This is a genomic window from Pseudomonas sp. TMW22080 (assembly GCF_022496745.1).
Classification (GTDB): Bacteria; Pseudomonadota; Gammaproteobacteria; order Pseudomonadales; family Pseudomonadaceae; genus Aquipseudomonas; species Aquipseudomonas bubulae.
In genome coordinates, this window is the sequence record NZ_SCFF01000005.1 from 392,968 (window position 1) to 407,491 (window position 14,524).

General features: G+C 59.7%; 11 protein-coding genes. 9 read left to right on the plus strand and 2 right to left on the minus strand.

Going from position 1 to position 14,524, the window contains the following annotated elements; translation table 11 throughout:
- Nucleotides 1-10 precede the first annotated feature (10 nt).
- The 9 genes from mutL to EQV96_RS18815 all read left to right on the plus strand — a co-directional run bounded on the left by mutL (nt 11) and on the right by EQV96_RS18815 (nt 11,719).
- Nucleotides 11-1,909: a DNA mismatch repair endonuclease MutL gene (gene mutL, locus EQV96_RS18775; protein WP_165446536.1), complete on the plus strand. Its 1,899-nt coding sequence runs from the start codon at nt 11-13 to the stop codon at nt 1,907-1,909.
- Nucleotides 1,909-2,889 (plus strand): tRNA (adenosine(37)-N6)-dimethylallyltransferase MiaA, encoded by a 981-nt coding sequence (gene miaA / locus EQV96_RS18780; RefSeq protein ID WP_240882243.1) that lies wholly within the window; start codon nt 1,909-1,911, stop codon nt 2,887-2,889. Before mutL ends, miaA begins: the two co-directional genes overlap by 1 nt.
- 90 nt (nt 2,890-2,979) lie before the next feature.
- Entirely contained in the window at nt 2,980-3,240 is a 261-nt protein-coding gene (hfq, locus tag EQV96_RS18785) for an RNA chaperone Hfq (RefSeq protein ID WP_016783304.1), read from the plus strand.
- 13 nt (nt 3,241-3,253) lie between these two features.
- The gene (gene hflX, locus EQV96_RS18790; RefSeq protein WP_095000953.1) at nt 3,254-4,555 is read left to right on the plus strand and encodes a ribosome rescue GTPase HflX; all 1,302 of its coding nucleotides are present in this window, start codon (nt 3,254-3,256) and stop codon (nt 4,553-4,555) included.
- Between the two features lie 96 nt (nt 4,556-4,651).
- Complete coding sequence (gene hflK / locus EQV96_RS18795; RefSeq protein ID WP_095000954.1) at nt 4,652-5,833, plus strand: FtsH protease activity modulator HflK; 1,182 nt, start codon at nt 4,652-4,654, stop codon at nt 5,831-5,833.
- Nucleotides 5,833-6,711: a protease modulator HflC gene (gene hflC, locus EQV96_RS18800; protein ID WP_095000955.1), complete on the plus strand. Its 879-nt coding sequence runs from the start codon at nt 5,833-5,835 to the stop codon at nt 6,709-6,711. Before hflK ends, hflC begins: the two co-directional genes overlap by 1 nt.
- 407 nt (nt 6,712-7,118) lie before the next feature.
- A complete protein-coding gene (locus tag EQV96_RS18805) occupies nt 7,119-8,306 on the plus strand; it encodes an ATP phosphoribosyltransferase regulatory subunit (protein ID WP_095000956.1) in 1,188 nt (395 codons plus the stop codon).
- Nucleotides 8,307-8,360: 54 nt separating this feature from the next.
- Nucleotides 8,361-9,650 carry an adenylosuccinate synthase gene (locus tag EQV96_RS18810; protein ID WP_016783309.1) on the plus strand — a complete coding sequence of 430 codons (1,290 nt, stop codon included), beginning with the start codon at nt 8,361-8,363 and terminating at the stop codon, nt 9,648-9,650.
- Nucleotides 9,651-9,784: 134 nt separating this feature from the next.
- The gene (locus EQV96_RS18815; protein WP_133144739.1) at nt 9,785-11,719 is read left to right on the plus strand and encodes a methyl-accepting chemotaxis protein; all 1,935 of its coding nucleotides are present in this window, start codon (nt 9,785-9,787) and stop codon (nt 11,717-11,719) included.
- A gap of 125 nt (nt 11,720-11,844) precedes the next feature.
- On the opposite strand, the gene EQV96_RS18820 is transcribed toward EQV96_RS18815, so the two are convergent.
- Both EQV96_RS18820 and EQV96_RS18825 read right to left on the minus strand, forming a co-directional pair.
- Nucleotides 11,845-13,398: an iron ABC transporter permease gene (locus EQV96_RS18820; RefSeq protein ID WP_095017680.1), complete on the minus strand. Its 1,554-nt coding sequence runs from the start codon at nt 13,396-13,398 to the stop codon at nt 11,845-11,847.
- Nucleotides 13,398-14,423: an iron ABC transporter substrate-binding protein gene (locus EQV96_RS18825; RefSeq protein ID WP_095000959.1), complete on the minus strand. Its 1,026-nt coding sequence runs from the start codon at nt 14,421-14,423 to the stop codon at nt 13,398-13,400. The genes EQV96_RS18820 and EQV96_RS18825 overlap by 1 nt, the downstream gene beginning before the upstream one ends.
- Nucleotides 14,424-14,524: the final 101 nt, after the last annotated feature.

A 14,524-nucleotide genomic window follows, 5' to 3' on the forward strand; every position in this document is an offset into this window, starting at 1 on the left:
TGATGAAGCATTGAGCAGCAGCGCGCGGATTGAATTGCTCAGCCCGCGCCTGGCCAACCAGATCGCTGCGGGCGAAGTAGTTGAACGCCCGGCTTCGGTGATCAAGGAGCTGCTGGAAAACAGCCTCGATTCGGGTGCCAAGCGCATTGATGTGGACGTGGAGCAGGCCGGGATCAAGCTGCTGCGGGTACGTGACGATGGCAGCGGAATTTCCAGCGACGACTTGCCGTTGGCGCTGGCCCGTCACGCCACCAGCAAGATTCGTGATCTGGAAGACCTTGAGCGGGTGATGAGCCTGGGCTTTCGCGGTGAGGCGCTGGCTTCCATCAGTTCCGTGGCGCGCCTGACCCTGACCTCGCGCACCCGTGGTGCCGATCAGGCCTGGCAGGTCGAGACCGAAGGCCGCGACATGGCGCCCCGGGTTCAGCCGGCTGCACATCCGGTGGGCACCTCGGTTGAAGTGCGCGACCTGTTTTTCAACACCCCGGCACGGCGCAAATTTCTCAAAACCGAAAAGACCGAATTCGATCACCTGCAGGAAGTGATCAAGCGCCTGGCGCTGGCACGTTTTGATGTGGCGTTCAATTTGCGCCACAACGGCAAGTCCATCCTCAACCTGCACGAAGCCCGCGACGATACTGCCCGCGCCCGGCGTGTGGCGGCCGTGTGCGGCTCCGCGTTCCTGGAACAGGCAATGCCCATCGAGGTTGAACGCAATGGTTTGCACCTGTGGGGCTGGGTCGGTTTGCCGACTTTTTCCCGCAGTCAGGCGGACTTGCAGTACTTCTATGTCAATGGCCGCGCGGTACGCGACAAACTGGTGGCCCATGCGGTGCGCCAGGCGTATCGCGATGTGCTGTTCAATGGTCGCCACCCGACCTTTGTGCTGTTCTTTGAGGTCGACCCCTCGGTGGTCGACGTCAACGTACACCCGACCAAGCACGAAGTACGCTTCCGTGACGGGCGCATGGTGCATGATTTCCTCTATGGCACTTTGCACCGTGCTCTGGGTGACGTTCGCCCCGAAGACCAACTGGCCGCACCAGCGCCGGTGCCCGGGGCCGAGCGCCCGACGGGGCTGGATGCTGGCGAATTCGGCCCGCAGGGTGAAATGCGTCTGGCGGCCAATGTGCTGGAGCAGCCGCAGTCGGCCCCGTCACCGCATGTGGCAGGTTCGGGCGCTGGTGCGGGCTATCAGTACCAATACCGTCCGCAGTCCTCCGCGCCCCCGGTGCCCGTCGAAGAAGCGCGCAATGCCTATCGCGAGTTTTTCGCACCATTGCCTGAGGCCAATGCCGCGCCTCTGCCGGACGGGCAAGGTGATATTCCGCCGCTCGGCTTTGCTCTGGCCCAGCTCAAGGGCATTTATATTCTCGCGGAAAACGCCCAGGGGTTGGTGCTGGTGGATATGCACGCGGCCCATGAGCGGATCATGTATGAGCGTCTGAAAATCGCCATGGCCAGTGAAGGCCTGAGTGGTCAGCCGCTGCTGGTGCCGGAATCGATTGCGGTCAGCCAGCGGGAAGCCGATTGCGCCGAAGAACACGCCGAGTGGTTCCAGCGCCTGGGCTTCGAGTTGCAGCGCCTTGGCCCGGAAACCCTGGCCATCCGCCAGATTCCGGCCCTGCTCAAGCAGGCCGAGGCCCAGCGACTGGTTCACGACGTACTGGCCGACCTGATGGAATACGGCACCAGTGACCGGATCCAGGCGCACCTCAACGAGCTGCTCGGCACCATGGCCTGCCACGGTGCGATCCGCGCCAATCGCCGTTTGGCGATCCCGGAAATGAACGGTCTGTTGCGTGACATGGAAAACACCGAGCGCAGCGGTCAGTGCAATCATGGTCGTCCCACCTGGACCCAAATGGGCCTGGACGACTTGGACAAACTCTTTTTGCGCGGTCGCTGATGACAGGTTCCAACGCTTTACCCCCGGCTATTTTCCTGATGGGGCCGACGGCCGCCGGCAAGACCGACCTGGCCATCGAGCTGAGCAAGGTGCTGCCGTGCGAGCTGATCAGTGTTGACTCGGCGCTGGTCTATCGCGGCATGGACATCGGCACTGCCAAGCCGTCGAAAGAAATTCTGGCGGCTCACCCGCATCAGTTGATCGACATTCTCGACCCGGCCGAGAGCTATTCGGCGGCCGATTTTCGTCGCGATGCGCTCAAGGCCATGGCCGAGATCACGGCGCGAGGCAATATCCCGCTGCTGGTGGGCGGCACCATGCTCTATTACAAGGCACTGATTGACGGCCTGGCCGACATGCCTCCGGCGGACCCCAAGGTGCGCGCGCAGCTTGAAGAAGAGGCGCAGCGCCTTGGCTGGCAGGCCCTGCACGACCAGTTGGCAGCCATAGATCCGGAGTCTGCCGCGCGAATTCACCCCAATGATCCGCAGCGTCTGACCCGGGCGCTTGAGGTTTATCGGGTCAGCGGCATGAGCGTGACGGCCCATCGGCAAAAACAATCTGAACAAACGACTAAAGCAGCGGCTTCTGGGCACAGCCAATTGCCCTATACTGTCGCGAATCTGGCCATCGCTCCGGCGAACCGTCAGGTGCTGCATGAGCGAATTGCACTAAGATTCGGGCAGATGCTGGAACAGGGGTTCATTGACGAGGTCATAAACCTGCGCAACAGAAGTGACCTGCATGCCGGGTTGCCGTCTATACGTGCAGTGGGTTACCGCCAAGTCTGGGACTACCTCGACGGCAAGCTGACAGCGGCCGAGATGCAGGAGCGCGGCATCATAGCCACGCGCCAGTTGGCCAAGCGCCAGTTCACCTGGTTGCGCAGCTGGAATGATTTGCATTGGCTTGACAGTCTGGACTGCGACAATCTGCCACGAGCCTTGAAATACCTGGAATCGGTCTCCATATTGAGCTGAGTCTTGGCAAATGCCGTCTATCCTATGGATGTGGCGACAGCGGTCATCTAATTTTTGTTTCTATTTTTTATCCTTACAGGAGTGCGGCATATGTCAAAAGGGCATTCGCTACAAGACCCTTACTTGAATACTTTGCGTAAAGAGAAGGTTGGCGTTTCCATCTATCTGGTCAACGGGATCAAGCTGCAGGGGACCATCGAGTCTTTCGACCAGTTCGTGATCCTGCTGAAAAACACCGTCAGCCAAATGGTTTACAAGCACGCAATTTCGACAGTCGTACCAGTACGTCCAATTCGTCTGCCTAGCGCAACCGAATCGGATCTGGCAGACGCTGAACCAGGTAATGCCTAAATAGGAGCATCCTTTGTTCTTTGAGCGCCACGGTGGTGGTGAGCGAGCGATCCTCGTTCACTTGGAAGGACAGGACCCTGAGGCGCGCGAAGATCCGCAGGAGTTCCAGGAGTTAGCTGTGTCGGCTGGCGCCGATACCGTCGCGTTTTTTAACGTGCCGCGTCATCGGCCATCGGCCAAATACCTGATTGGCAGTGGCAAGGTCGAGGAGTTGCGCGATCTGGTCAAGGCCGAGAAGGTCGACATCGTGATTTTCAATCACGTACTCACGCCCAGTCAGGAACGTAACCTCGAACGTGTTTTCGAGTGTCGCGTGCTTGACCGTACCGGGCTGATTCTCGATATCTTCGCTCAACGCGCCCGTACCCATGAGGGTAAGCTGCAAGTCGAACTGGCTCAGCTTGACCACATGAGCACGCGTCTTGTACGCGGCTGGACTCACCTTGAGCGTCAAGGTGGCGGCATTGGCATGCGCGGGCCGGGTGAAACCCAGCTCGAAACCGACCGCCGACTGTTGCGTGTGCGCATCAGCCAGATCAAAGCCCGTCTGAAAAAAGTCCGCAGTCAACGCGAGCAGTCCCGTAGAGGGCGTCAACGCGCCGATATTCCTACAGTGTCGCTGGTGGGCTATACCAACGCCGGTAAATCCACGCTGTTCAACAAGGTCACCGGCTCTGACGTCTTTGCCGCCGACCAGTTGTTCGCCACGCTAGACCCGACCCTGCGCCGCCTTGATCTGGGCGACCTGGGGCCGATCGTGCTGGCCGACACCGTGGGCTTTATTCGTCATCTTCCGCACAAGCTAGTTGAAGCATTCCGGTCTACGCTCGAAGAGTCGAGCAATTCCGATCTGCTGCTGCATGTGATCGATGCGCACGAGCCTGAGCGCATGGCGCAGATCGAGCAGGTGATGGTGGTACTGGGCGAAATCGGTGCGCAGGACTTGCCGATTCTCGAGGTCTACAACAAAATCGATTTGCTTGAAGGTGTCGAGCCGCAGATCCAGCGTGATGCCGATGGCAAGCCGCAGCGGGTCTGGTTGTCGGCCCGTGATGGTCAAGGGCTGGAGTTGCTTGAGCAGGCCATCGCCGAGTTGCTGGGCAATGATTTGTTCGTGGGCACCTTGCGCTTGCCGCAACGTTTTGCTCGACTGCGTGCACAGTTCTTCGAACTGGGGGTTGTGCAAAAAGAACAGCATGACGATGAGGGCTCCAGTCTGTTGGACGTACGCCTGCCGCGATCCGAGCTCAATCGCTTGGTCAGCCGCGAAGGGATGCAGCCGCTGGAATTCATCGAAGAACACACTTTGCAATAAAAGCCTCGCAAAGCGGTCGTGCCGCTGTGATAGGCATTCTGTAGCATTGGTCGGCGCGCCGTGGGCGCGTCTTTGCTTTATCAGATGGAGAGCGCTATGGCTTGGAATGAGCCGGGTGGCAACTCGAACAATCAAGATCCTTGGGGTGGCAAACGCCCTAAAAATGGCGACCGCAAGGGGCCACCAGATCTCGACGAGGCCTTCCGAAAGCTGCAGGAAAGCCTGAATGGGTTGTTCGGTGGTGGGAAAAAACGTACTGGCGGCAGCGGCAGTGAGGGTGGTTCGAATGGCAAGGGCGCCGGCTACGGTCTGCTCGGCATCGGCCTCGTCGTGCTGGCGGCTGCCTGGCTTTACAGCGCCGTGTATGTAGTCGATGAGCAGGAGCAAGCCGTGGTGCTGCGCCTGGGCAAGTACTACGACACCGTTGGGCCGGGCCTGAATATCTACTTCCCGCCGTTCGACAAAAAGTACATGGAGAACGTGACGCGTGAGCGTGCGTACACCAAGCAGGGTCAAATGCTGACTGAAGACGAAAACATCGTCGAAGTGCCGCTGACCGTGCAGTACAAGATCAGCAACCTGCGCGACTTCGTGCTGAATGTTGATCAACCGGAAGTCAGCTTGCAGCAGGCTACCGACAGCGCCTTGCGTCACGTCGTGGGTTCCACGTCGATGGATCAGGTGCTGACCGAAGGCCGTGAGCAAATGGCCGTGGAAATCAAGGAACGCCTGCAGCGTTTCCTCGATACCTACAAGACCGGTATCACCGTGACCCAGGTCAACGTACAGAACGCAGCCGCACCGCGTGAAGTACAGGAAGCCTTCGATGACGTGATCCGTGCCCGAGAAGACGAGCAGCGTGCCCGCAACCAGGCCGAAAGCTATGCCAACGGCGTTGTACCGGAAGCACGTGGTCAGGCCCAGCGCATCATCGAAGATGCCAACGGCTACCGTGATGAAGTGGTTTCCCGCGCCAAGGGTGAGGCTGACCGCTTTACCAAACTGGTTGCCGAGTACCGCAAAAATCCTGAAGTGACCCGCGACCGTCTGTATCTGGACACCATGCAGGAAGTCTTCAGCAACACCAGCAAGGTACTCGTGACCGGTAACAAGAACGGCCAGAGCAACCTGCTTTACTTGCCGTTGGACAAAATGATCGAAGGCCGTAATGGCAGCACCCCGGCAACGGGTTCGGCAGCCGCAGCGAGCAATACTGATTCCGGCTCGCACGTCAGCACGGATCTGCCGCCACAACCGCGCACCAGGGAGAGCCGCTGATGAGCAATAAATCGCTGGTTGCCCTTATTGTTGCTGTTGTCGTGGGGATCGTTGCCTGGAACAGCTTCTACATCGTCTCGCAAACCGAGCGTGCTGTACTGCTGCGCTTTGGCCGTGTGGTCCAGGCTGACGTTCAGCCGGGCCTGCATGTGAAGATTCCTTACGTCAACCAGGTGCGCAAGTTCGACGCCCGCCTGATGACGCTGGACGCGCCGACTCAGCGTTTCCTGACGCTGGAAAAGAAAGCGGTCATGGTTGATGCCTTCGCCAAGTGGCGTGTGAAAGATGCCGAGCGCTTCTACACCGCAACTTCGGGCATGAAACAGATTGCTGACGAACGACTGTCGCGTCGTCTGGAATCCGGTCTGCGTGACCAGTTCGGCAAGCGCACCCTGCACGAAGTAGTGTCGGGTGAGCGTGATGCGTTGATGGCTGACATCACTGCATCGTTGAACAAAATGGCTGAAAAAGAGCTGGGCATTGAAGTGGTCGACGTTCGCGTCAAGGCCATCGACCTGCCAAAAGAAGTAAACCGCAGCGTTTTCGAACGTATGAGCACCGAACGTGAGCGTGAAGCACGCGAGCATCGGGCCAAGGGTAACGAACTGGCAGAAGGCATTCGTGCTGACGCCGACCGTCAACGTCGTGTTCTGCTGGCTGAAGCTTATCGTCAGTCCGAAGAAGCACGCGGTGATGGCGATGCCCAGGCAGCTTCGATCTACTCCAAGGCTTATGGCCAGGATCAGGAGTTCTACAAGTTCTATCGCAGCCTGCGCGCTTACCGCGAAAGCTTCGCGAGCAAGAACGATGTGCTGGTTCTGGACCCAAGCAGCGATTTCTTCCGCTACCTGGAAAAATCCAAGCCTTCACAGCAGTAAAAGCGCTTCAAGCCTGTGGGAGCAGGCTTGCTCGCGATGCAAGCAACTCGGTCTGTCTGCTAAATCGAGTTGATGCCATCGCGAGCAAGCCCGCTCCCACACTGTTTTCAGAAGGGTTGGCATGTTCATCACAGGCCCTGATTCACTCCGCTTGGCGGTCAAATGGCCTCGCAGGGTGATCCTTTTAGAAAACGGGTGTATGATGCGGCAGCCGGGAAATTCCCGGCTTTTTTGCGTCTGCATGTTTGATTGTCCGAATGGCTGTTACAGCATCGGCAGAATTTTCGAGGAATGTGCGAGCCTGTCGTTCAGGCTTTTTTGCTGTGCGCGTTCAAGACGCAGCCACGTTCTGCTTTACTCAAGGCTCGCCTGCTGGCTGGCCGCCCGGATCACAGGGGAATGGCGTAATGGCAACGGTAGACCGCTGGCTTTTGCCAGATGGCATCGAAGAAGTACTTCCACCTGAAGCTGCCCGCATTGAAGTGGCGCGCCGTCAGGTGTTGGATCTGTTCCAGAGCTGGGGCTATGAGTTCGTCGTGACCCCGCATATCGAATACCTGGAGTCCCTGCTGACAGGGGCTGGCCAGGACCTCGACTTGCGTACCTTCAAGGTGATTGACCCGCAAACGGGTCGCCAGATGGGTTTTCGTGCCGACATCACGCCGCAAGTGGCGCGTATCGATGCGCATACCCTGCGTCGTGAAGGCCCGAGCCGTCTGTGCTACGCCGGCAGCGTGCTGCATGCTCAACCGCGTGCACTGTCATCCTCGCGCAGCCCGATCCAGCTGGGCGCCGAGTTGTATGGCGATGCAAGCCCGAGCAGCGATGTTGAAGTGATCAGCCTGATGCTGGCCATGCTGCAACTGGCCGATGTGCCGGATGTGCACATGGACCTGGGGCATGTTGGTATTTACCGTGGTCTGGCCCGTGCGGCCAACCTGTCGGTTGAAGTGGAACAACAATTGTTCGACGCCCTGCAACGCAAGGCGATCGACGAAGTAACGGCCTTGACCCAAGGCTTGCCGGCCGATTTGGCGGGCATGCTGCAGGCCTTGGTTGGTTTGTGTGGCGGTCACGAAGTTCTGGCTGCTGCGCGCGAGCGTCTGGCCAAGGCTCCGGCTCAAGTGCTGGCAGCTCTGGACGACCTGGTGGCGATTGCCGAAGGGTTGTCTGTGCGTTTCCCGCAGTTGCCGTTGTACTTTGACCTGGGCGAGTTGCGTGGGTATCACTACCACACAGGTGTAGTGTTTGCGGTATTTGTACCGGGCGTTGGGGACTCCATCGCCCAAGGCGGTCGTTATGACGACATTGGTGCTGTTTTCGGGCGTGCCCGGCCGGCAACCGGCTTTTCGACCGATTTGAAAACCCTGGTGACCCTGGGGCGTGCGGAAGTCAAGTTGCCGTCTGGTGGTATCTGGATGCCAGACAGCACCGATGCGGCACTCTGGCAGCAGGTTTGCCAGCTTCGCAGTGAAGGCCAGCGTGTGGTTCAGGCGTTGCCTGGGCAACAGCAGGCTGGTGCCCTGGAGGCAGACTGCGACCGCCAATTGATTCAGCAGAATGGCCTGTGGCAAGTAGTGCCGCTGGTTTCTTGAGTTTTCCTGCCGGCGGCTGCCGGCACCAAGTTTGCGCGAATGAGGACAAGTGTTATGGGTAAGAATGTCGTAGTCCTGGGCACCCAATGGGGTGATGAGGGCAAAGGCAAGATCGTTGATCTGCTGACCGAACATGCTGCCGCTGTAGTGCGTTACCAAGGTGGCCACAACGCTGGCCACACGCTGGTAATCGACGGCGAAAAAACCGTATTGCACCTGATTCCGTCGGGCGTGTTGCGCGAAGGCGTGCAATGCCTGATCGGCAACGGTGTCGTGGTTGCTCCCGACGCCCTGCTGCGTGAAATCATCAAGCTGGAAGAGAAAGGCGTACCGGTGCGCGAGCGCCTGCGTATCAGCCCGTCCTGCCCGCTGATCCTGTCGTTCCACGTGGCGCTGGACCAGGCCCGTGAAAAAGCCCGTGGCGAGCTGAAGATCGGTACGACCGGTCGCGGTATCGGCCCGGCTTACGAAGACAAAGTTGCCCGTCGTGGCCTGCGTGTTGGCGACCTGCTGAACATGCCGCGCTTTGAAGCCAAACTGCGTGAACTGGTGGATTACCACAACTTCATGCTGGTTGGTTACTACAAAGAGCCGGCTATCGACTTCGACAAGACCCTGGCCGAGTGCAAGGAATACGCCGAGCTGCTCAAGCCGTTGATGCTGGACGTGACAGCCGAGCTGCACGACCTGCGTCGCGCTGGCAAGGACATCATGTTCGAAGGCGCCCAAGGTTCGTTGCTGGACATCGACCACGGTACCTACCCGTACGTGACCAGCTCCAACACCACCGCTGGCGGCGTTGCGACCGGTTCGGGCGTTGGCCCGATGTTCCTGGACTACATCCTGGGCATCACCAAGGCTTACACCACTCGCGTAGGTTCGGGCCCGTTCCCGACTGAGCTGTTCGACGACGTTGGCGCTCACCTGGCCAAGCAAGGTCACGAGTTCGGTGCTACCACCGGCCGTGCCCGTCGTTGCGGCTGGTTCGACGCCGTTATCCTGCGTCGCGCTATCGATGTGAACAGCATCTCGGGCATCTGCCTGACCAAGCTGGACGTACTCGACGGTCTGGAAACCATCAACATTTGCGTTGGCTACAAAGACGCAAACGGTGTTGATGTTGCACCGACCGACGCTGACAGCTACGTAGGCCTGCAGCCTGTGTACGAAGAAGTGCCGGGCTGGACTGAATCGACCGTGGGTGCCAAAACCCTGGAAGAGCTGCCAGCCAACGCTCGCGCTTACATCACGCGCGTAGAAGAGCTGATCGGCGCTCCGATCGACATCATTTCGACTGGCCCGGACCGCAACGAGACCATCGTTCTGCGTCACCCGTTCGCTTAAGTCGCTGTTGATGTAAAACAAAAGGCCCTTCGGGGCCTTTTGTCGTTTCTGCCTGTTGTGCGGCACGACCCTTGCTGTGAAAACCGTCAATAAGCGTGCTATCAAAATAATGGCACCTAAGTGGAGGGTTTTCCGTGTCTGCCGTTCTCTCACTGTTACAAAGCCGTCTGCTGCGGCCTGTATTCGTTACCCTAGGTATCGCTCTTTTGGTGCAGGTTTTGGTGGCTGTTGCACTGACACGGAGCACGGTGACGGCGTTGGAGTCTGATCTGGATGCGCGTCTGGGGGCAGACAGCCTAAAGCTCACCGCGGAACTGGAGCAGGCCGGGCGTGAAGTTAAAAGCAGCCTTGACGCGTTGTCTGCCAGCACCCGGCAGCGTTTGACCGCGGGCCTGGAGCCACGCTTGAAAGACGAGCAAATGCAGCTCAGGCAATCGCTGGAGAAGAACCTGCAGGACTCGGCAAACGACATGGCGCAACTGCTGGCAGCTGTAGCGCCGCGTGCCATATGGGATAGCGACGTGCCCACGCTGTCCGATTTCGCCCGACGCGCTCAACGTAATCCTAATGTGTTATTCGTGGTGTACGACGATGCCACGGGGCAGCATCTGACCCGCTATCTCAATCGTGATAACCCGATCAACCAGGCGCTTTTGGCCAAGGGCAATGGCGAGCGGGCGCTGGATAAAGTGCTCGATGCGGCCCGCCATGATCCGTCGGTGTACTACCTCGAAGCCTCTATCAACCCCAATGGGGTCGAGATCGGCAAAGTGCTGATGGGGGTTTCCACCGCCTCGGTTGAGCAGGACCTGGCGGCCCTCGACCAGCGCTTTTCGACGTTGATAGCCAATAGCGGGCAACTGGTCGGCGAAAGCTTGCAAGGTGCTGCCAGCGACAGTTCGGCAGCACTGGGCGCGCGTCTGGAGTCGGCGCAGGCAGCGGCGGCGCAGATGCAGGCCAATACCGCGCAGACCGTGCGCGAGGCGGCGGACACCTTGCGCTGGCGTATTGGCATGGGGTTGGCGATTGTCGGATTTGGTGTGTTGCTGTTACTGGCGGTGGTGCTGGGGCGGCGGGTGGTCAACAAGTTGCTGCTGCTGATTGCCGCGCTGGATGACCTGGCCGCAGGCGAAGGTGATTTGACCAAGCGTGTAGGCCTGAACAGCAAGGATGAAATCGGCGATATGGCGGCGGCGGTTAACCGCTTTGTCGACAAGCTGCAGCCCATCGTGCGTGAGGCGGGTGATGTGGCGCAACGCACCGGGGTGGAGATCGGTGTGATGACCTTGCGCAATGCCGGGGCCGATGCTGCCGCGCAGTTACAGCGCGATGAAGTAGCTCAGAGCCTGCATGCACTGTCGACCATGGCAGATGCAGCCCAGTCGGAAAGCCAGGCGATGCAGGCGGCGCTCCGGCAGGTGGTCGATATTCGTCAGGCTACTGATGAAAACACTCGCACCTCGGCCAAGGTCGGGGGGCTGATCGAGGCGCTGGCCGGACAGGTGGGCGAGGGAGCCAAGGTGATCGAGCGTCTGGCGCAGCAAAGTGAGCAGATCGAAGTAGTGCTGACGGTGATTCACGGCATCGCCGAGCAAACCAATCTGCTGGCTCTGAACGCGGCCATTGAAGCCGCGAGGGCGGGGGAGACTGGGCGTGGTTTTGCTGTGGTAGCCGATGAAGTGCGGGCTCTGGCCAGCAAAACCCAAAGCTCTACCGGTGATATTCAGGCGCATATCGTGGCCTTGCAGCAGGGAGCCAGGGAAGCCGTGGCGGCCATTGGCCTGGCGGGGCGTCAGGCCGATGAGGGCCTGGCGGTGCTGCGCGGCAGCGTGCAGTTGCAAAAGACCATGCAGGTATCGGTCGAGCAGGTGCATAGCGCGATTGGTGATGCGACCAAAGCTGCCGAGCATCAGGCGCAAGGAGCGTATGCGGTGCGTGGGCGGGTGGAAGTGATCCATGCCCAGGCCGAGCGTGCGGCCGAGGCGGTGACCCAGACCACGGCCAGCGGCAAGGTGCTGGACGGGTTGGCGGCGCAGCTCAAGGCGAGTCTTGGGCAGTTCCGGGCGTAGAGAAGCGGGGCTGCCCCTGTGGGAGCGGGCTTGCTCGCGATGCGGGCAGCGCGGTGTATCTGCATGCCCCCGTCGATGCCATCGCGGGCAAGCCCGCTCCCACACGGGGTATGCTGGATCCGCTGTCAGCGGCTCAAATACATCCTGGTGGTGAGCAAGTACACCGGCAGCCCCGACACCAGAATCAACAACGCCGCATAAGGCGCCGCTGCCGCAAACTCGATATTCGAGGTATGTGACCACACTTGTGTTGCCAGGGTGTTCAGCCCGGTCGGACTCAGTAGCAAGGTGGCGGTCAATTCCTTCATCGCATCCAGAAACACCAGGGCAAAGGCCGCCCCCAGCGCGGGGAAGATAATCGGCAGGGTCACCCGGCAAAATGCCGTAAACGAAGTGGCGCCCAGGGTCCGCGCTGCTTCTTCCAGTTGCGGAGCCGCCTTGTTCAGCGCCGTGCGGATGGGTGCCTGTGCCAGTGGCAAAAACAGCAGCGCATAGGCAATCAGCAGCAATGCCGAAGTCTGGTACAGCGCCGGCACATAATGCAGGGCGAAGTAGACCAGCGCCAAGGCAATCACCAGCCCGGGCAGTGCATGTAACAGATATGGCAAACGCTCCGCCCAGATGGCCAGCGGGCCTTTGTAGCGCACCACCAGCAATCCGACCGGCACAGCCAGCACCAGGCACAGCGCCGCACCGCCCAGGGCCAGTGACAGCGACGAGAACAGAGCCTCGCCAATCTCGGCCAGCGGGAATGCTGCCGAGCTGCCCTTGATCAGCCAGTACGCCAGCATGCCCAGCGGGATGCCGCTGCCAATCACCGCCAGCGCCAGGCAATACAGTTGCCCCGGTAGCGACCACTTGCCCAGGTTCACTTGTTCCGCATGCCGTGCAGCGCCCTGGCCGATACGAATATGCCGGCCTTTGCCACGAACCTTAAGTTCCAGCCATAACAGGCTCAGGCACATCACCAGCAGCACCGCAGACAGCATCGCCGCATTGGCATTGCTGAACTCCAGCTCGAACTGCTGATAAATGGCTGTGGTAAAGGTCTGCAGGCCGATGATCGACAGCGCGCCGAATTCCACCAGCATATGCAGGGCAATCAGCAACGAGCCGGCCAGCAGCGAAGGCCAGAGCAGTGGCAGGGTGATCTTGAAAAACACCCCCCAGCGGTTCTGCCCCAGGGTTCGAGCCGACTCTTCAAGGGCTGGGTCGAGGTTGCGCAGGGTCGCCGCCACCGGCAGAAAGATCAGCGGGTACTTGGACAGGCTCATCACCAGAATGGCACCGCCCAGGCCCTCGAAACTGGCGCTGAGCGATACCCAGGTAAAGCTGCTGACAAACGCCGGCACGGCAAATGGCAGGCACAGGATCACGCCCCACAGGCGCCGCCCCGCCAGGTTGCTGCGCTCCAGCAGCCAGGCCAGGCTCAGGCCGACCAGCGCGCAGGTCAGTGTGACGCCGATCATCAGCAGCAAGGTGTTGCGCATCAGGCCAAAGACATAAGGCCGCCACAACAGGTGCAGGGCTTCAGACCACCCGGCTTGCCAGGCCTTTGTGCCGACATACAACAGCGGCAACAGGCTCAGGCCCACCAGTAGCAGTACGGGCAACAACAGCCAGATCGAAGGCTTTTTGCGAGTGGGCGTAAAGCGTGCAGGTTGAGCGGCTGACAACATCAGAGCAGGCCTACATCACGTTCAAGGTCCAGTGCTTCTTCAGCGTTACCCAGGTCGGCAGGCGTCACTTTCGGCGGTTGCAGCTCTTCAAACGGTTTGAGGCCGCGTTCCGAGACCATGCCTTTGCGCATCGGGTATTCAGCGGTGGTGTTGGTGATAACGCGCTGACCTTCTTCACTGGCCATGTAAGCCAGCAGTTGCTGGGCTTCCTTGGGGTGTTTGCTGGCCTTGATCACGCCGGCGCTGGACACGGTGATCAAACCGCCCGCATCACCATCGGTGAAGTAGTGCAGTTTGGAATCCAGCTGGCCTTTTTCGCGTTGCAGGGCAAACCAGTAGTAGTTGTTGACCAGTACTGCGGCGACTTCACCGTTTTCTACGGCTTTGAGTGCCACCATGTTGTTGGTGTAGGTCTTGCCGAACGCACGCAGTCCGGTCAGCCATTCTTCGGCGGCATCGCGCCCGTGCAGCTTGATGATTGCTACGGCCTGTTCCTGGAAGGCACCGCTGGTGGGTACAAAGCCGATCTTGCCTTGCCATTGCGGGTCAGCGAAATCCAGAACCGACTTGGGCAACTGGTCTTCGCTGATCTTTTTCGGGTTGAAGGCGACAACGCGGGTACGCGCAGTCACGCCGATCCAGGTGCCATTGGCGGCCACGTACTCTTTGGGCAGCGCTTGCAGGGTGCTGTCATCGGCCTTGGCCAGAAAGCCCTGTTCGCCCAGGCTGTTCAGAGGCGGCGACTCTTCGGCGTAGAACACGTCCGCAGGCGAGCGATCGCCTTCTTCCATGATCTGGCTGGCCAGCTGGTTGCTGCTGCCTTTGCGCACATTGACGTGAATGCCGGTCTTGGCTTCAAAGGCGGCAGCGAGGTTGTCGCCGACCTCTTTGTGCTGGCCGTTGTACAGGGTCAGCGTCACAGGATCGGCAGCGTAGGCGGCGGGAGCAAGCAGGGTCAGGCCAAGTGTTGCGATGGACAAACTGCGCAGTAGAAATGTCGCAAGCTGGGTATTTCGGAGCATCATTCGCTGGTTTCCTCGCTTGGGTACTACAAAACTTGTAACAATAATAAACGATATCGTTTCTCAAGTGCGCTTGACCCAGCGTCCAATTGCACCAGTGCGAC